Origin of the sequence: Paenibacillus sp. FSL R7-0333, from assembly GCF_038000365.1 — a bacterium.
Classification (GTDB): Bacteria; Bacillota; Bacilli; order Paenibacillales; family Paenibacillaceae; genus Paenibacillus_AQ; species Paenibacillus_AQ silagei.
This window is the reverse complement of the sequence record NZ_JBBOBZ010000001.1, coordinates 2275066-2295023: the sequence shown is the minus strand read 5'-3', so window position 1 is coordinate 2295023 and position 19958 is coordinate 2275066. Positions and strand designations below refer to the sequence as shown.

At 54.0% G+C, this 19958-nt stretch carries 11 protein-coding genes; 1 reads left to right on the top strand and 10 read right to left on the bottom strand.

Annotated features, from left to right (window positions below):
- Positions 1 to 256: 256 nt before the first annotated feature.
- Positions 257 to 532, bottom strand: a complete 276-nt coding sequence (locus tag MKY86_RS09375; protein ID WP_036725355.1) for a CD3324 family protein — start codon at positions 530 to 532, stop codon at positions 257 to 259.
- A 366-nt stretch (positions 533 to 898) separates the two neighbouring features.
- Between MKY86_RS09375 and MKY86_RS09370 the strand changes: the two genes are divergently transcribed.
- A complete protein-coding gene (locus MKY86_RS09370; protein WP_076078294.1) occupies positions 899 to 1492 on the top strand; it encodes an ankyrin repeat domain-containing protein in 594 nt (197 codons plus the stop codon).
- Positions 1493 to 1626: 134 nt separating this feature from the next.
- On the opposite strand, the gene MKY86_RS09365 is transcribed toward MKY86_RS09370, so the two are convergent.
- The 9 genes from MKY86_RS09365 to MKY86_RS09325 form a co-directional block, all read right to left on the bottom strand.
- Positions 1627 to 3660, bottom strand: a complete 2034-nt coding sequence (locus MKY86_RS09365) for a methyl-accepting chemotaxis protein (RefSeq protein WP_076078287.1) — start codon at positions 3658 to 3660, stop codon at positions 1627 to 1629.
- Between the two features lie 267 nt (positions 3661 to 3927).
- Complete coding sequence (locus tag MKY86_RS09360) at positions 3928 to 4953, bottom strand: bile acid:sodium symporter family protein (RefSeq protein WP_076078285.1); 1026 nt, start codon at positions 4951 to 4953, stop codon at positions 3928 to 3930.
- A 79-nt stretch (positions 4954 to 5032) separates the two neighbouring features.
- Positions 5033 to 5986 (bottom strand): radical SAM protein, encoded by a 954-nt coding sequence (locus tag MKY86_RS09355; protein WP_076078283.1) that lies wholly within the window; start codon positions 5984 to 5986, stop codon positions 5033 to 5035.
- Between the two features lie 171 nt (positions 5987 to 6157).
- Entirely contained in the window at positions 6158 to 7408 is a 1251-nt protein-coding gene (locus tag MKY86_RS09350) for a stalk domain-containing protein (RefSeq protein ID WP_076078281.1), read from the bottom strand.
- A gap of 141 nt (positions 7409 to 7549) precedes the next feature.
- Positions 7550 to 8506, bottom strand: coding sequence for a nucleoside hydrolase (locus MKY86_RS09345; protein WP_076078279.1), 957 nt, complete (start codon positions 8504 to 8506; stop codon positions 7550 to 7552).
- Between the two features lie 146 nt (positions 8507 to 8652).
- Positions 8653 to 9834: a MalY/PatB family protein gene (locus tag MKY86_RS09340; RefSeq protein ID WP_076078277.1), complete on the bottom strand. Its 1182-nt coding sequence runs from the start codon at positions 9832 to 9834 to the stop codon at positions 8653 to 8655.
- A gap of 87 nt (positions 9835 to 9921) precedes the next feature.
- Positions 9922 to 10284 (bottom strand): LytR/AlgR family response regulator transcription factor, encoded by a 363-nt coding sequence (locus tag MKY86_RS09335; protein ID WP_076078275.1) that lies wholly within the window; start codon positions 10282 to 10284, stop codon positions 9922 to 9924.
- 164 nt (positions 10285 to 10448) lie between these two features.
- The gene (locus MKY86_RS09330) at positions 10449 to 11138 is read right to left on the bottom strand and encodes a S1 family peptidase (RefSeq protein ID WP_076078273.1); all 690 of its coding nucleotides are present in this window, start codon (positions 11136 to 11138) and stop codon (positions 10449 to 10451) included.
- Between the two features lie 30 nt (positions 11139 to 11168).
- Positions 11169 to 19901, bottom strand: a complete 8733-nt coding sequence (locus tag MKY86_RS09325; RefSeq protein WP_076078271.1) for a chitobiase/beta-hexosaminidase C-terminal domain-containing protein — start codon at positions 19899 to 19901, stop codon at positions 11169 to 11171.
- Between the last annotated feature and the right edge of the window lie 57 nt (positions 19902 to 19958).

Here is a 19958-nt window from a genome sequence, read left to right as displayed (position 1 = left end):
TGTGGACGCTGCGATTGTATTTTCTGCAATAGATTATGATTTCATTGGTCCAAAAACTCATTCTGCTGTATTTCATACACTAGATTTCTGCATATATGCTCCAAAAGGCCGCCAACGCAAAATTCTACTGTACAGAGTGCAGCAGATGCTATTTTTCGGGAGGTTTTGGAGGAATCTAGTGTATATAGTGCAATCGAAGCCAGCTCGTGGCTGAATCTCACAAGAAGAAATGGCTGCGTCACGCGGCCTTAGACCTCTACTTTCTCTGCTTGCTTCCATACACAATCTTCTTGATGCTGTCGGCTGACAGGCAGAATTGCTCCGCCAGCTCAGTTACGCTCAATCCGCTGGCATAATGCTCACGAATGGACTGGTTCCGGGCGCTTAAGTAGGATCTGCCGCCTGAATTCTCACCCCACCGCTTGTGCTGTCCCTCAGGCTTCGGGATATACAGCATCCCGCCCTGCATGTATTTCTGAATCTCCTGCAGCAGCTGCTGCGGCAATACCACATCTGCATTTACATATTTCATTACTTGCTCCGCTCCTCTTAAGTTATTTCAACTTATCAAGGCAGCAGAGTCTATCGGACAGGTGTTCACAGAGGAACTGGTGAATCGTTACAGCGGAGTATTGCTATCCGCTCTGCACATTAACCGCTGTGTGTGGGTCCATAGACTCTGCGCAGAGCTGAGCATTAATCTGCTCATGAAGTTTCCTCCCTCCAGTATAATACTTACATATAGCATACCGGACGCCACGGCCTTTGCGCAAATGCTGTTTACTCGTGACTTTTGACATTTCATCATAGATTTGTCCATAATACCAATAAATAAGGCAGAACCAATTGCCATTGTTAGTATTCTAGATGAGGCGACAGGGGAGATGAGGTCATAATCATGAATAAACAATTAATCGCAGCGGCGGAGCGCGGGGATACCGCTGAGGTGTTGCGGCTGCTGGAGGCCGGAGCGGATATTCAGGCACAGGACGAAAGCGGCCGAACGGCGGTGGTCGCCGCGGCCTATGGCAACCATGCCGGGACAGTCGAGGCGCTTATTGCCCAAGGTGCCGATATCAACATTCGCAACCGTATGCTTAATAATGTGCTGCTATATGCCGGAGCATCCGGATATCTGGACATCGTGAAAATGGCGGTTGAGGCGGGAGCGGATACGACGCTGACCAACCGCTATGGCGGGACTGCGCTGATCCCCGCCGCAGATCGAGGGCATGTCGAGGTCGTCAAGTATCTGCTGGAGCATTCGGATGTCGACATCGACCATATCAACAATCTGGGGTGGACCGCGTTGCTGGAGGCCGTCATCCTCGGCGACGGCGGGGAGCGGCATCAGACAATCGTCAAGCTGCTGCTGACGCACGGAGCCGATCCAGCCATCGCCGACCGCGAGGGTGTCACACCGCTGGCGCATGCCCAGTCGCAGGGCTATACAGAAATGGCCGCTATGCTGGAGACGGCAAGCCGCTCTTAAACAGCTGGAATAAAAAAGGGACCCCGCCAGCGTCCGGCGGGGCCAAAAGTTATATTAAAGGGGGGTATGTGAGTACTATACCCCCCTAAGCTTAAAATAAGATGAAGGGCAGGTAAAGATCTGCTGAAACCGGCCTAGATTTTGAATTTCTCTACCAGCTGCTGCATCTCTTTGGCGCTCTGCGTATTCTCATCGGCCATGGCGGCTTCATGAAGAGTCTTCTCCACAATCTCCGCCGTCTTCTCGGCGATATCCTGCACCCCGACCGCTCCCTCGTTCACGGTAGCCGCTACTTCATTGACAGCGACGGCGATACTGGAGACGGTCTCGTTCAGGTGATCGGCTGCCGTCTCGAACTGATTCATCAGCTCATTAATCGTAGCAGCATCATCGTTGTACTGCTGGCTGACCTCGGTCAGGCGCTCATAATCGCCCAGCACATTGCGGTCAATGAAGGTCAGCACGGCCTCGGAATGCCGGGTCATCTGCTCCACAGAGGCATAGACATTTTTGACCACCTCTTGAATGCCTGACGCCGTCTCGGAGGACTTCTCCGCGAGCTTGCGGATCTCCCCGGCCACTACGGCGAAGCCCCGGCCCGCCTCGCCGGCCCGCGCGGCTTCAATCGCCGCATTCAGCGCCAGAAGGTTGGTCTGGCTTGTAATGGAGAGGATCGTATCGGCCAATATATTGATCTCGTGGATCGCTCCTGACTCTTCAATAGCCTTCTGCATCTCACTGCGGACCGAGCTGTAGATCTGCTTCGCATTCCCGGTGGATGTCACTGCATCATGCTGAAGCTCCAGGGCCCGTTGCGTAATCTGGCCCGATACATCCGCGCCTTCTTTTACCTTAGCACTGATCATTCTGACATTGCTCAGGGTCTCGTGTATAGCCGCCGTCATCTCCTCGGTAGAAGCCGCCGTCTCCTCCATCCCAGCGGACAGCTCCTCTGTCGTGGCTGAATTATCATGCGCATTCTCTCTGACCTCGTTCGACAGCTTCTCCAGCGTCTCGGCATTGTCCAGCACCTTGGAGGAGATCGCAATCAGACTGCCCGCCATCTCACGCAGCGCCGCGCGGGTACTGAACATGGCCTTGGCAATGGTTCCTGTCTCGTCTGTATTCTTAGTCAAATATTCATATTGATGATCATACTTGAGATCAAGCTCTGCCGTGCGGTTCACCAGCTCCGTGAGCTTGATGATCGGCGAGGAGATCCGGGTTGCCACCGTAGTCCCGATCAGCAGAGTAAGCAGCAGGCTTCCCAGGCCCAGCAGCAGAATGAAGTTCGTCATTTCGCTCACTGGCTGCAGTACCTCGTCCACATCTCCGGCCAGCACCAAGGTCCACTTCGTCTCCGGGAGCACGGTGAAAGCCGCTTTTTTCTTGGCTCCGTTGAAAGTGTATTCTACATTCCCGTCCGGTACCGTCTGCCCCGCCTTCACCTGCTCGACCACGGCTTTGATGGATTCGTTCTCCACCAGTGAACCTATCTTCTTGTCGTCGGGGTGGTACAGCGTATTCCCCGTTTCATCCACCAGGTAGGCATAAGAGGAAGGTGCACCCGCCACCTTGGCATCGGCCAGATAGGTCACCAGACTGTCCGCCCTAACCGCCGAAGCGACGAACCCGATCATCTTCTCTCCGCTAATCACCGGATGGACAAAAGCCAGAATATAAGCCCCTGTTGACTTGGATTTCAGCGTCTCGCTGATTACAGGCATCCCGGTCTTCAAGACATTCTTCGTATAATTTCTATCGCTGAAGTTGGCGCCCACCAGCTTGGTATCGCTATCCGCTACCGCCGTTCCCTTCAGATCAACCACGAACATATGCTCCAGATTGCCTGCATCCTTCACCAGACCCTGAAGCTTCACATTCACTTGATTCTGCAGGGGATTCCCGCCGCTCCATCCGTTTTTACCAGCCTGCGCCAAAAGCTGCACAATCTCGTTGTCCCCGGCAACCAGCTGCATACTCCGCTTCTCTTTATCGATCATGGCAGCAATGGTCTGCGCTTTGTTGCTGCCCACCTGCGCCATGGAAGATTCGGTCAGATTCATGATGGTGCCCGTGGATTTGGTGTACGTAAAAATCCCCATTAATGCTGTAGAAATAAGTGTAACGACAATCATCATAACCGATAGCTTCATACGAATCTTCATCTTCTTCTACTTCCTTCCGCCCCGTTGTCTTTCCTTAGCCTTTAAACAACCAAAAAGATTGCTTTTTTACAATAATTATCGGATTTTCCTCAAACGTAATGAATAATGGAATGTTGGATTTTCAGAAAAAATATCGATTTTTGTCGTATGATAACATAATATATCTATTTTCTTACATAGTAAAAAAACCGCCCTCCTTAACAACCGCACTCAGCGGATGAGTAAGGAAAAGCGGGTTCGCATTCCGCCTATGAAGTTGGTATTCTACTACATGCCCGGGCTGTCCGGCGAAGCTGAGGCACCCGGCAGCACTGCTGCCGAACGGGCCTGCTGCAGGCGTCTGGCCCTGCTGCGGAGGAACATGCCGGAGCAGGCAGCCAGAATCTGCTGGAATAGCATCCCGGAGATTACAGGCAGGGCCACTGCCGGCGGAAAATACCGCACCGCCAGCACCGCTCCCGCACTGAGATTGCGCATACCGGAGTTGAACTGAACGGCTACAGCATTCGCATGATCATAGTGCAGGCGGCGCGAGACTACGGCTCCAATAACATAGCCGAGGGCAACAGTAACGAAGGTTACGGCAATGATCAGAGCAAGCTGGCCGTCCGGATGCTTCAGATACCGGGCAATGCTGGCCCCATTAATGGAGACCACGGTGAACAAGCCCACCTTGACAAACGGGGCCAGCGGAGGCCCGCAGACAGTGCTGATCTTGCCTTTAGTGAATTGATTCAGCAGCATCCCCGCTACGGAAGGCAGGACGACCATCCAGAGCAGGCCCCGCATCATCTCGCCGGCGTCCATCTGCACGCTTGCCCCCATCAGGAGATACAGCGTAGCTGGTACAATCAATGGCGACAGCAGCGTATCGATCAGGATCAGCGCCAGAGTCAGGGCGATATTCCCGCCATGCATCGATACCCAGACTACACTGACCACTCCGGTCGGAATGGCGAAGAGCAGCACATAACCGGTAACCGTATAAGGATCGCCTGGAAAAAAAAGCATCGCTGCCAGCCAGCCGATCAGCGGCATTACTACATGCAGGATCACCAGCAGAAGAATCAGCTTCTGCGGCTTGACCAGCACGGCAAGCAGATCCCGGAAATTGGATTTCAGACTGCCGATCAGCGTCATCCCGGCGAAGATCCAGGGCACCAGCCACGTTAACGGAAGCAGCGACGCCTCATTCAGCACGCCAACCACGATGGCTGCGGGTGTTAGCAGCGGCATGATCCGCTCCAGCACTGTATTGGAAGATACTAATCCGCGTCTTACTGCACCAAGCATGTATTTCAACCCCCTGTGTGAACTATGCCATTATACTCTGCTGCACTGACTGTCTCTGCTGCAAGGTCCGGTAAGGGAACTATACCCCTTGCGGGAACAAGGCGTCCAGCGCCGGGCAAGGCCGTTTCTCCAGATAGTCCGACAACGGTGCCGGCATATTGCTGTACAAGTCCTTAAGTGACGTTCCGTTATAAATATTGCCGATAATGACCGGATGGCACAGCTCGGAGATCAGAATGTCGCCGTTGCCGTGCAGATGAAGCTGCTTCATCCCTTCGATACAATGCGGGAAGTAAACGCCCGGCTGCTCCTCGAAGCCCATCGCCTCCATGAACCGGTCCATACAAGTGAAGTAGAGAGTGGTATCCTCCGGCTTCCGCGCAATCAGCTCATTGACGGCATTCTTCAACTGCTCGCGGGCGGCAATCGCTTTCCAGCCGGTATGTCCCATGATAATACTATTCTGAATTTCATGCGTTCTTACGCCCATCGAATAGACATGCTCACTGATTTCCTGCATATGATCCTGTGTTTCATTGAACAGCAGTGTCTCCAGCACCACATTGACATTGGTTTTGGCGAACATAGTGATGTTCTCTCTGATTTTGTGATAGATACTCGGATGAATATTATAATACCGCGAGAAGCCTTCAGCCGTGGTGAAATTAAATGAAATATGAATCGTCGTCAGACCTGCATCCACCAGCTGCCCGATCCGCTGCTCATTCAGCAGACTGCCGTTCGAGTTCAGCTGGGTCTGAATGCCGCGCGAGGAGCAGTACGCCACAATCTCCACGCAATCCTGAAACTTCAGTGTAACCTCTCCGCCCGACAGGCGCACCCGCTTAAGATTAGGCAGCTCCTCCAAAATGCGGATGACCTCCTTACCGTCAAGGGTCTGGCCATCATTTCTATTATAAGCGCAGCAGTAATCACAGCGGAAATTGCAGTTCGAGGTCACGCCGACTTCCAGCCCTTCCAGCTCATACGTCATCGGCTTATCCAGTTCCAGTGCTTTATATTTCGTGCTCATCTTCTATAGTCCTCCTTGGTTGTTCAATCCATCTGTTCTAAGGTCAACTATAGAATTATACAGGTTTGCCCGCGAGGTTAATGTGACATTTGATATTTGATCTTTGCAAAAAGACTGCTGCACGGTTATAGGCTCACCATACAGCAGTCTTTATTAGGATAGATGTACCTGCTACAGCTCGATAGCTTCTCCCATCCGGTTCAGCACCGGCTGGCCGATGATCCCCAGACGCCAGATCGCAATCCCCTTAAGGCCGTACCGTTTAGCCAGGCCGATCTTGGCATTGACGGAGGCTTCGTTCTCACTGTAGACCGATATCCCGAGAATCAGCTTCTCCTTGCTGACCTGATCAAGCGCCAGCCGGATGCTCTCATCAACCTTATTCATCGGCTCCGGCCCGGTCTCTCCTTCATAGGCGTAAGCCATGATAACCAAATCGTCGGCAAGTGTCCCTAGCGTCTTGTAATCATACCCCTTGTAAGAGCTGTTCAGCGGATGCAGAATGACGGTCAGCTTGAGGCTGGCGGCGCGGGCGGCTGTAGAGAGATTTTTGACAAAAGCGTTATATTGGCTCTGCACCAGCGCCTTATCCCCCGTCAGTCCCAGCCCTTCCAGATCCAGTCCGATGCCCTTGAAGCCCTTCTGCGTGGCCAAATCGACAATACTGGCGATCGTCTGCTGCTGGAGCTGCGCGTCCTCCAGATTCTTGCTCAGCTCCAGTGACGAGTCACTGGAATAGACCATCAGGTAGGGAGCGGTCCCTCCCGCTGCCGCATTCTGTACAATCGATTCCGGCGTAACCTCGCCTGCCGCCTCTGGCCACCAGAAATCCTTGCCGGTGGTGGTGAACTGGCCGTCCTTGTCAATCCGCGCCCAGCCAAAAGCAACCGCATCGAAGCTTGGAATAAGCGAGACCTCACTGTAGGCCTTCTGCGCGTAGAAGCCCAAGGTGTACATGTCCCGTTTCGGGGAGGTAATGGATACGGTCTTGGATGCCTGATCCCAGGAGGCTGCCGCTCCGAACTGCTGGCTGAAGAATTTGAGCGGCAGCATCGTCGTTCCGCGGATATCCTGCGGCGCTGCCGCAAGCTTCACTACCGTCCCGTTCACGACGGCATTTTTGCTGCCGAGGGTCAGGACCACTACGGTTGGAGCGGTGCCAGCTGCGTCCTTCCGGGTGGCCGTGATTTTGCGGGCCTTCTGATTCCATTCCACCTGAATTCCCAAGGCTTCAGAGATGGCGCGGAAGGGCACCATGGTCGTTCCGTTCATCATCACCGGCTCCACCGGGAACGGCAGCGGATATCCATCCAGCATGATACTTACACCCGCAGGTGCCGCATGGACCGCGCTTGCCGGAAGTGCCGAGAGGCTGCCGAGTGAGATCGCTGCGCATAATACTATTTTGGCCAAATGCTTCATATAAGTAGGTTCCCCATTCTCTTAAATAGATTGTGAATCTCTCAACCTTACATCCCCTACTATTCTAGCAAACTAGATAAATATAGCAAATGAAGGTATTGTAACCATTGCAGATTCACCCGTCCGGGGTTCCCTTAACACCTATATGAACACGCTCAAAAAGACACCAACCGCCCGCTCAGCATCCACCTCTACAGCCACTTCGATGAACTCGCCTTCTTTGGGTTGTGCCCGCAAGTCTGCTACGACCATACCGGAGGTGAACGCCCCCTGATGCTCTACACGGACCTTCATCCGGCGGCAGGTTACCAGATCCGGCTGCAAGGCAGCCATCAGGGCCAGCGGATCATGCAGCGGAGCGCTGTTAATGAGATAGTTCGCCTCGCGGTAAAATTTAAAATAATACGCCAGCGACTCTTCCATAAACTCGATGACCGCCTTATTCTCTTCCCGTCCATGCCGCTTCAGCAGCTCCACATGCTCAGAAGTGATCCGCGTCTGAAGAGTCACATCCAGCCCGATCATCATTACAGGCAGCCCTGAGGTGAATACTCGGTCAGCCGCTTCCGGGTCGCCCCACAGATTGGCTTCAGCCACCGGTGTGACATTACCCGGCTTATATACCGTACCGCCCATAACCACTACCTTCTTCAGCTTGGAGGTCAGCTGCGGGTCCAGATCCAGTGCCAGCGACAGGTTCGTCAGCCGTCCGAGCGTCACCAGGACCAGTTCTCCCGGATTCGTATCCGCCATCCGCGCAATGAACTCTGCTGCCGTCTCTTGAACCGGCACCTGCCGGGAGGGCGGCAGCTGAACGCCGCCAATGCCGTTCTCCCCGTGAACATGGGTGGAGAAGCCGGTCAGCTCGCGTACCAGCGCCCGGGAAGCTCCGAGCGCTACCGGGATTTCATAGCCCGGAGCCGCAAGCTCAAGCAGGCGCAGCGTGTTATCCGCCGCCTGCTGCACATCAATGTTGCCGAACACCGTCGTAATCCCCTCAACCACTACCCCCGGCGCCCGGAGCGCATACAATATGGCCAGTGCGTCGTCTATTCCTGTGTCACAATCGATGATGATTCTAGTTGTGCTGGTGCTCATCTCTATCTCTCCCACTCTCTATATTTACTTTGCTCTCTGCCTTGTCGCACTGCCCATCTTAACATGGGGTTAGCTGCTGCTCAATATGGTTTCCACACAACAAAGAATCCGCCAGCTTCATAAGCCAACGGATTCTTTATTAAGCCTTAATTCTTCACGTAAGCCGCCGCAGCCTTGACGAACCGCTCCAGCGCTTCAGCCAGCAGGGAGCGCGGGCAGGCGAGATTGATCCGCAGATGACCCTGGCCTTCCGCACCGAACACAGACCCTTCGTTGAACGCTACCTTAGCCTCGCGGTACATCAGCTGCTTGAGGCCGTCCGCATCGAGTCCGAGCGCCCGGCAGTCGATCCACAGCAGATAGGTGGCTTCCGGGTTCATAGGCTTCACCTGCGGAAGATGCTCGGCAAGGTAAGAGATGGCGTAGTCAGCATTGCCGCTAATATGCAAGATCACCTCATCCAGCCATTCTCCGCCCTCGTTATACGCCGCTTCCACAGCCTCCGGCGAGAAGAACGCCGACATATGCAGGCTGAGCGTCTTAATCTTATAGTCGAACTTCCGTTTCAGCTCCGGGTTGGAGGTGACGATGTAGGAGGTCTGCAGCCCCGGCAGATTGAAGGTTTTGGTAGCCGCCAGTGTGGTCAGCGTGATGTCTGACAGCTCTGGGGACAGGGAAGCGAACGGGATATACTCGTGCCCGGGCATGATCATGTCGCAGTGGATATCGTCCGAGATCACCGTTACCCCGTACCGCAGGCATAGGTCGCCCAGACGCAGCAATTCCTCCCGTTCCCACACTCTGCCGCCCGGATTATGCGGGTTGCACAGCAGCAGCAGCTTGGCGCCGCCGGCCATCAGCTTTTCCAGCTGGGCGTAATCCATGACATAACGGCCTGCTTCCAGCTTCAGCGGATTTACCGCCACCTTGCGGTCATTCATCCGGATCACATCATAGAAAGGATAGTAGACCGGCGATTGCAGAATCACCTGATCTCCCGGCTGGCTGAACAGCTCCACAGAGAGGCTGAGTGAGGTTACAATTCCCGGAGAATCCGAGATCCACTCCTCCTGAATCTCCCAGTCATGGCGTCTGCGGTACCAGCCGGCAATCGCCTTTTTGTAAGAGTCGCCCGTCACGCTATAGCCGTATATTCCAGCCTGCACGCGGCGCAGAATCGCTTCCTGTACCGCAGGAGGGCTTGCAAAGTCCATATCTGCTACCCACAGCGGAAGAATCTCCTTGTCTCCGAACAGCTTCTCGGACTGGTCCCATTTGTAGGAACGGGTATTGCGGCGGTCAATGATACGGTTAAAATCATACTTCAACTAAAATCACCCATCCTTTCTGCTTGTCCGTACATTGTACCATGGGCAGACAACATCCGGCATCCTGATTCCATCCGCCAGCCTGCTTCAGCTTCCCTTGCGCAGCCGCTCCAGAGACTGGCCCAGCCGGACCTCCTCCAGCGGCTTCAGCACATAATCCACAATGTCCTGGTCGAAGGCCCACAGGGCATGCTGCTTCGTCTCTGTAACCACCACAATCTGAATATCCGGCAGCCTTTTCTTCACCAGCTCGGCTACGACGACTCCTTGGTGGCCGGGCAGCTGAAGATCCAGAAACAGCACATCGGGCTGCAGCAGGACAATCTGGTCCACAACATTCTCGGGATAGGCTGACATGCCGATCACATTCACCTTGCCTGTATGCTGAAGCATCGATGACAGCTTATAGAGATCCTTCTGATTCACATCCAGCAAATAGGCCTTAATCACCCGGGTTCCTCCTCCTTCCATACGGTGAATTGCGGTTATAGAGCAGCCCATACATTCTAATTTTAAAAAAATTGCTGTCCCCGCGTTTTCAACGAAACGCCTGAGGACAGCCATAGTCGGTATTATATTGCAGCCTCAAGTGTAAGCTGCTTCTGGTAATGCTTCTAGTTGAAGGAAGCTGGCAGCAGGCTGCGCAGATCCTCCGTATTCACAATCAAATGAATGTTAGTCATCGTCCGCAGGGAACCGGAGATAATACCCGCCAGCTCGCCATGCGTATCCAGCAGAGGACCACCGGACATTCCGCTTGCCACCTGGGCCGAGGTCAGAATCCGGCTTCTGCCGTTAATGTCGGCTGCCGGAGTGTTCACAATCCCCTCCGTGATGATCGCTGTATTCTTGAGCGGATAGCCCAGAGCATACACCGCTTCACCATGTCTCAGCTTGTCCCCCCGCAACGGCAGAAAAGCATAGGCATTATCCTTTTGCTTCATCGCAGCGGGACTTGGCAGTTCAAGAATGGCCACATCCTTCAGCTCGTCGGACTTCGTTACTTTAATCGGACTGATCACCGTTCCGTCCGCCATGATCCCTTCGATGCGCTGTGCGTTTTTGACCACATGATACGCCGTTGCTGCAGTACCGGCCGGAGACAGGATCACTCCTGTTCCGGTGGAGCTTGCAGTACCGTCGCTTTTCAGCACCCGCAGATAAAAGATCGCCTTACTCGCTATTCCATAGCTTTGTTCAGCGTTGTAAGCCTCAGGTGTATCCGCACTGGTGGTGCCCGAATAGAAGAGTATCGCCGAGATCAATGAGAGGATCAGGCTTACGGCAAGCAGCTTTGTTTTCATCCGCCGATCTCCTTCACTTATGAATTTCTGTTATTTCACAACCGACATGATGTCTTTATAAGCCCAGTGGGTAGCCGGAAGATCCTTGAATTGTACAGCCGTTACCGTCAGCTTCTTCGTGCCGGCAATCCGGTTAATCAGCACTACAGCCTGCGCACGGGTAATCGGTGTTCCCGGCTTGAAGGTTCCGTCAGGGAAGCCTTGCACATAACCTGCCTGCGATAGGGCATTGACATATTTTTCTGCCCAGTGTCCCTTCAGATCCTTCTGCTTCGTTACGCCTGTCTCAGTTACATCAAGCTTCAGCACAGTTGTCATGATTTTGGAGAACTCGGCTCTGGTTAAGCTCTTCGTTCCGCCGAATCCGCCATCCGGGAAGCCCTCAATAATGCCGGCCGATGCGAAGAATCCAGTCAGTCCTTCATTCTCGGCATTGACATCATTGAACAGATTGCCTACATTCACTTCTTCCATGTCAAGCAGCGGTGCAAGAGACTGGATCAGCTCATACCGGGTGATGGCTGCGTTCGGCATGAACAGACCGTTCGGATAGGCTGCCATATACTTGATCTCACCGCTGTTACTCTTCAGGCTGTACTTCGCATTCTCCACCGCATACTCGATGGTAATGACTTTATCGTCTTTGTCCGTAATCGCTTTGACCGTCATGCTCTTGGTAATCAGCAGCTCACCGGTGTACTTCGTGCTCTTGGCAGTCGGAATACTGCCGTCCGTTGTGTAATAGATCGTCTGCCCTTCTGGAGCCTTCAGCTCCAGCTTGCTGTTCTTGGCAATCTTGACCGGAGCTTCACTGTCGCCATTTACCGTTGTTGTGCCAGCCACCGCTGTGATCGACGGAGCTGCCGGTGCTGGTGTCGGGCTTGGAAGCGGAGCTATTGGACCGCCACCACCACCGCCTCCGCCGCCATTGCCCGTACCAGGGTTTGGATTAGGGCTCGGATTAGGGACTACAAGCGTCCAGGTCCAGGCTGCAACCGGGCTGTACTCTTTGCCGGGTACAATCGTAATGGCTCTAACCGTTGTTGTGCTCTTAAAATCGATAGGTCCGCTGTACACCTGGGAGGTCTCTGTAGGTGTTGTACCGTCCAGTGTATAGTAGATGCTTCCTCCCTGCTCGCCTGTTGCCAGCTCCACCTTCACTTCAGTAGTGAAATTCTTATCTGCAGGAGTTGCAGTTGGTGCAACTGCTGCGCTCGGGTACTGGAATGCAGCTGTATTAATAGCAATACTTCTGCTCTGTCCTCCAGCGGTTGCCTTCAGCACTGCACTGCCACCTGATATCAGGCTGCCGGTTGTACCGTTCACTACAGCCTTGGACGGATCAGCGCTCCAGGAGAGTGCTCCGCCGCTGCTCATGTGGAATGCCGAACCCACGCGGTTAATCAGATCCTGCGGGTTCAGGATAACAGCGGCTGAAGCCAGAGTCCCTTCATTTGTTCCGTTAAAGGCCTGAGGCAGCGGATAGAATGTGTTCTGGGCTGTCCAGATTCCGGCATCCAGGCCTGCCGGCAGATTCGCGCCAGTAAGCTCTGCACCCGGCAGCCCCATGGCACTGCTGGCATTGCCGGACACTGCCTGGCCATTCAGATTGTAGTACGCAATATTATTCTTCAGCATTTGTCTGTTGAACAAGGAGCCGCTGATCGTGGCCTTGTCCGATTTCTGTCCGGCAATCCCGCCGAAGAAGGCTTGCAGCGGTTGAATCTTGCCCTTCACTCCAGCCTTCACTTCTCCGGTGTTCAGGGAAGTAATAATCGATCCGCTCTCTGCCAGACCGGCAATACCGCCAGCCCATGCAGTAGACATGCCTTCGGCGAGGACCGTGGCGGCAGAGTAGCTGTTCTTGATCTCTCCAGCATTCAGTCCGCTGATCCCGCCAGCGATAGCCTGGGCTGAAGCTACACGGATATCGCCATATACAAGCGATTCAGTGATGGAGCCTTCCGCACTGTTCTCACCGGCAATTCCGCCTGCGGCCAGTACAGATGATACATCAATGTTGCCCTTCGATACAGCCTGGTGAATCACACCAGCGTTGCTTCCGGCAATGCCGCCAATCCGGCCTGCTCCGGCAAGCTTCACTCCTTCATTCGTGACCTTCTCCAGAGTGCCCTGATTCACACCAGCTGCCCCGCCTGCGGCAGCACTGGCAGCCACGGAACCGCTGACCTTCACATTCTGGATGACTGCACCCTTATGGTTGATCCCGGCAGCAATACCTGCATTCACTGCACCGGAGAGTTCTGCTCCGGTAAAGTTCACATTCAGGAGCTGTCCACGGTTATCCTTGATGAATCCGGCTGTCTGCTGGCCGGAGGCTTTCAGTGAAAGTCCGCTTAACGTATGGCCTTGACCGTCGAACACGCCCGTGAAGCTGTCGAATGCCGTCCAGTAGCGTCCGGCAAGGTCGATATCCGCTCCAAGCAGGATCGTTGCCAGCTCCGGCTTGTTCTCAGCCGTTCTATTGAACAGCTTGTAATAATTCAGTCCTGTCTCGTTATAGAACATGACTGCCCCTGCGAGCTGCAGCGGAGTCTGCACTGTAATGGCCCCATCCGTCAGGTCGTTCAGGAAGGTAGTATCATAGTCGATACTCCAGAGTCCTGAAGTCAGCGGATCAACTGCTGCTGTACTTACGGCAGCTGCGGCTGCACCCGAATTACGGCCTACAGCATCCAGTGTGCCTGTATAGGATGAGCTAAGAATTTTGCCGTCCCGGAAGTTGTAGCCGACCAGTGCGCCTTTGGAGACATTGTCCCCTGCAACTGTAACGCTAATCTGCGGCACATTCGCGTACACACTAGTAAGCGTTCCATCATTATATCCGGCGAAGCCGCCATTATAGGAACGGGTCGAGGACTTCACCCCGACAGTAGAAATCTTGCTCTGTAAAGCGTAAGACTTGCTGATGCTGCCGCTTCTCTCCACGGATGCGGCGAAGCCGCCGCTGCGTGTGTCGAAGCCGGTATTGCTGATGTCTCCGGAGGCATAGGAATCCGTGATCGAATAATGATCTACAGAGCCGGCGAATCCGCCGACATAGGAGCCTAATCTGCCGCTGACATTCAGCTTGCCTGTGGCATAGGAATTCTTGATTGCTCCCGCAGTAGTACCGTTCTCACCCAAGAGTCCGGCAAAACCGCCTGCATACATCGTATTATCCTGATTGGTATCTGTAATCACTACCGGAATATCCGTATGGGTATTCGTAATCAGGACATGATCAGCCATACCGATCACTCCGCCAACGCGTGTATTCGGTACTGATTCACCCAGAGTAACTGCTGATCCGACGTTGATGGACTGTCCTGAGCCGGAGATGACTTTACTGTAATGAATCTCTCCGCCGTCTCCCCAGCCGACAAGTCCGCCGGCATTGATTACTCTGCTGTTATCCGTGTTCACACCGCTTCTGACAATGGTATCTACAATGATACCGTTGCTGTATCCGGCTACTCCGCCTGCACTCACGGTATTACCGCCGGTTACCTTGAGACCGGAGGCAACTTCGGAGCTATAGATGGAGGCATCCGTATTCTTGCCGGTCAGACCGCCCGCATAGAGATCTGCACGATGATCTGTTCCGGTGACTGTGATCTGGCCATCATGAACCTTCGCAATGTAAATCCCCTTATACAGCGGATATGCCTTGCCAAAGTCAAAGCCTTGATCGATATCATCCGCTGAGATCGTTCCGGCGATTCCGCCGACCGCGACCTCACCGCTCTTCGCCGCCGCCTGAAGCTCAGGTGACGAATCTGCATTATAGATGATGGAGTTATCACTCTCTCCCACAATACCTCCGGCAGTGATCACTTCACCGGCTGCCTGCAACGAAGCCTTGAACTTGGCGTCATTGATCGCCGTCCGGGAAGCCGATCCGGCAATCCCGCCGAGCACAGCCTTCAAGCTGTCGCCTGTTGTAGCCAGCTTCACGCCTGATACTGCTGCATGTTCAATATCGAAGCTGCTGCCGTTATCCACAGAACGGGCCAGCATTCCGCCGAGTCTGCCTTCCTTCACGCCCACAACACCGCCAGCCGTACCATTAGCTGTCAGCTGTATGCCGCTTCCGGAGCCGGTTACGATTACATTGCGGATGGTGTTCCCTTGATCGGATTGACCGATCATACCGCCCAGGATGGAGCCAAGCCCCCGCGCTTCCAGGGTTCCGTCTGCAAAGCTCACGGTCAGCCCTTCAGCTTGACCCATCTGGTAATGTCCAACCAGTCCGCCAACAGTGGCTTCCATTCCTGTTGAAGAGATCCGGTATCTTGAGTTCACTTCAAGGGCCAGGCCTGTCACATTACCATTCTGAACCCCGATAACTCCGCCGATAACGGCATGGTCAGCCGCGCTGCCGATGCTGCCGTCCTTATCGTGAATAACATAAGTGTCAGCTGTAATATCCGCTGTGTTGTCGCCGATCAGACCGCCGGCGATACCGCCTTCAGCTACCGTCTCAATCCGGCTTCCGCCGTCCAGCGTAAGCTGCAGACCGGCAACACTGCCTGAGTTCTGGCCGATGATGCCGCCGACAATGCTGCCGCTGACCTTCACGCCGCCAAGCAGCTTAAGGTCAACATTCTTAACTGTACCCAGATTCGTCCCGGCCAGTACGCCGGTGTAGCCGTTGCCGCCAACCGCGAGCGGCTCAAGGTTCATGTTCTGCACTGTAGCATTCGCTCCAATGATTCCGAACAGCCCGGAATGCGTGTATACCGGCTGCAGGGTCAGGCCGTCGATTAGCAGGCTTTTCCCGTCGAACATTCCTTCAAACGGATTAGCCTCCTTGTCACCGATAGGCACCCACTGCTTGGATTGGATATGGATCGGATTCATCACAGTCACCGTTCTGTCCTTGAAGCTGAATTGCTCCACACCGGCAATCGTGCCGTTGACAATTCCCGCCAGACCGGCAAGCTCAGCCTCCGAGGTGATCTCGAAGCCGATTGCATCCTTATCCTTCGTGTACCAGTTGATATTGGCATTCACGTTATTGCCGTTGTCTCCGCCACCGGTATTGGCAGTGCGGTTGACTTCAGGATAGCGGTATGCCGCGCTGAGCGAGCCGTATTTCCAGGCTCCCTCGAAATCCCAGCCCGACAAGCCCGGGAATACCGTTCTGTCCTTCAGTGTCTCCGACAGAATGGTGGTCAGCCGGACATGCACATTCAGCCAGCGGTGATTGCCCTCTGCGAAATCAGGCAGATCGCGGTTGATATTCAGTCCTTCATCTTTAATATAGTAGGATTTATAGAGCAGTTCTTTACTTGCATTATCATAACGTCCGGCGAAGCCGCCAGCATACGCGGTCTTTTTCTCCGCTACATTAACCTCTGCTGCTGAGTAGACGTTGCTTATTTTACCGTTTGTAATTCGGCCAACGAAGCCCCCGGCATAAGAATTATTCTCCGCGGCGTTAACACTTTTCGCCACATAGGAATTCTTAACCGTTCCGCCGGACAGCTCTCCGATCAGACCGCCGACAATAGTATAGACTTTGTTCGCTGTAACCTTGGAAGCGGAGTAGGATTGCTCCACCGTACCGGCTGTATTTCTGCCGATCAGTCCGCCCAGGTAGACCGAACCGCTTGATGTTCCTTGGGCATTGCCCGTCACATCAATATCTACATAAGAGCCAATGACTGCACCGGCATTGCTGCCTACTAATCCTCCGGCATGTGTGCCTGTCCCTTCAATGGTCAGGTTCGCATTGGAATACGTGTAGTAGAGTGTTCCTGATGCCGTATTCACACCGGCCAGACCGCCGATGATGGAGGAATTGCCTCTTGAGATCACCGAGATTTTATCGGTAATACTGTTGTTGGCAATCAACGTGCGGTTCTCACCGACCATACCGCCCACAATGGCATTTGCGGAAGTAGCCGAGACCGTACCCAGTGTCCGGGTATTCTGAATCGTGCTGACCGAGGTTACAGGATTCAGTACCGGATCAATACTCTGGGCCGCATTGAGGCCCACAATGCCCCCGGCATATGAGGACACTGCACCGTCGTTAGCCTTCAGATTCAGACCGCTGATGTAAGTGCCCGTAATAATGCCCGAAGCGCTGCCGTGATTATATCCGGCCACCCCGCCTGCAGTAGCGCGTGGCGCGTTAAGCGTCAGACTAATCGCTGATCCTACCAGACGGTCCAGCCTGGAGGACTCATTGTAGCCTACAATACCGCCAACATAGGCATCTGTAGCCGTTGGCCCTGCCAGAATGAGCATATTCTCTACATTGACGACTTTGCTGTCACTGCTGATGGTACTGTTCGTAAGGGTACCTGCCAGGCCGCCGACTGAAGGCTTCGCAGCCTGCGCCTGGATGAGCATCAAGGCGCCATCTTCAGCGTTCACTTCCGGCGTTGTAATATCTGTTGTTGTAGCTGCTCCAACGATCGCCCCCGCTTTGGCATCCGCCGCTGTCAGCGTAATCATCGGTTCAGCACCGGGAACATTCAGCACAGCGGATGTAATTCCTGCACGTGCTTCAGGAGTCTCTGTCCCCGCCGAATATCCGGTGATCCCGCCAGCTACAGCGCGTACACCTTTTGCTTGAATAGACAACTGAGTCACTGTAGCGTTAACCAGCTGTCCGGCATTGAAGCCGGTATTCCCGCCGAGCTGGTTATCCGCACCGCTTGCAGTGATAACTACATTCTCCGCATGATTGAACGGAGCGGCTGCGGCCGAATGGTTCTCGCCGAACATACCGCCGGCTTTTACCGAAGCGCCTGTAGCCTTGATCTCAATAAGATTCGTGTGCCCGTTGAACTGAGCAGCCGAGTTATGCCCCGCGCCGCCGCCGAAGCTCACCTTGTCGGCCTTCAGCTCTGTAACAATATCCTGAACATCCACAGGCACAGCAGCAGACCCGACTACCGCATCAGCGTTCAGCTTACCTGCTGCGCCGCCGATGGTATAGCCGCTTCTTCCGGCTTCATTCAGGAAGCTGATCCGCGAGGCCTTACCGCCGGTCAGCGTCAGCGGCTTGGTGTTCACACCCACGAGTCCGCCGAACGTGATATTGTCCTGCCCGTCTGCCGCATCCGCTACTGCAGCCTGAAGCACCAAAGTGCTGTAGCCTGCCGATTCAGCATCACCGGCAGTAACTCCACTTACCGTTCCTTGTGCGTTACCGGCGATCCCGCCGACAACCCCGCCAGCCGAAGTAACCTGCAGTGTTGCATATTTAATAGAAGAATTAGTCACGGTTCCTTCCAGATAGCCGGCGATTCCGCCGATGGTACCATCGGAAGTGATAGCCAGATGCTCTCCTTCCGTCTTGCCAGTCACTGACGATGCAATGGTTCCGCCGATTTCGTAACCCACGGTACCGCCGGTATACACATCCGCAGTACCTTTAACCTTCAGTTCGCCTGTGGAAGAGGTCTGGGTGATGTTCCCGCCTGCATCGTAACCGGCAATTCCGCCTGTGTAGACTCCTTTACCGCCGTTAACTGAGATCAGTTTTCTATTCTCGAATACTCCTGCCGTAGCGTTGCTGGTAACCAAGCCGCCTGCGGCATATCCGACGAATCCGCCGGTAGCTACATTCTCTGCGCCTGTTGCTGTAATCTGCTGAGTATTCGCATAAGGATGCGTCCAGGTGAATTTGCTGCCGGTATATCCGGCAATCCCGCCTGTATATACGTTCTTGCCGCCGTTATTGGTAACCGGCGCTGTATTTACAAAGGTAATGGAAGCCGCTTCGCTTGCTACCGTACCTGTTGCACCTACCAGCGCCCCGGCTGCCGAATTCACTGCCGCTGCTGCATTCACGGTAATTGCACCATTATTGGTGGTCATGTTAGAGAACACGACGGTGTTGTCTACTTTACCGGCAATCCCGCCTGCCGCAACCTGATTACCGCCAGCGATGGTGACAGGAGCCGTATTAATGATTGGAGTGTCTTCATCATTTAGACGAAGCGGTCCTGTGGTGTGTCCTGCGATCCCGCCTGCGGTAAGCACAGAACTGTCCGTTCCCTGGGCAAGAAGAGCCCCGTTATTGACCACTTTTTTAATGATAATGCCTCTGGTGTCACCATAGCCCATAATTCCGCCCACATCGGCTGAACCATATGCTGTCACCGCTGCGTTATTGATAGAGTTCGAGATCATCCCTTCGCCCATGCCGACAATACCGCCCGCGTAGGAGTGGTACGGAGAAGCGTCCGAAGTGATATTGATCTGGTTAGTAATGTCAAACACAATGCTGCTGCCGCTCATTTTACCTACAGCGGAGCCAGCATACACATCATAGGTAACTCCGGTAACAGAGATGGTGCCTGTTTCAAAAATCAGGCCGCCTACTGTACCGCCTGCCATGTTCCCTACCAGACCCTGATAAGAACGGTTTGCTACTACATTCAACCCGTTAATCTTCTTCATTAACCCGTTCTCGGTAATCAAGGTTCCCCGGAATGGATGCTCAGCGGTACCGATGGGCACCCACTGGTAAGCAGAGAGATTCAGGTTGTCCGTAATCTCCAGAATTTTACCGCTTAGACCGTTTACGGTGCCTTCATTGACGAGCTTGGCAACACCTGCCAGCTCTTCAGCATTCTTAATTTTGAAGGTATCATTCGTTGGCACATACCACCTGGTATCGGCCGCGCTGTCCCAGGTCTGCGGATCAGCCTTGGCCATGATGCCTCCGGCAACTGCGGCAACGACAATTACCGCCAGTGCTATAAGATAACCTATCCATGATCTTCGCTTCAAAGCCATATTGACACCACCTGAATAGTATTGTGACTTAAGGATTTCCCAGCAGAGCGTGCCCGC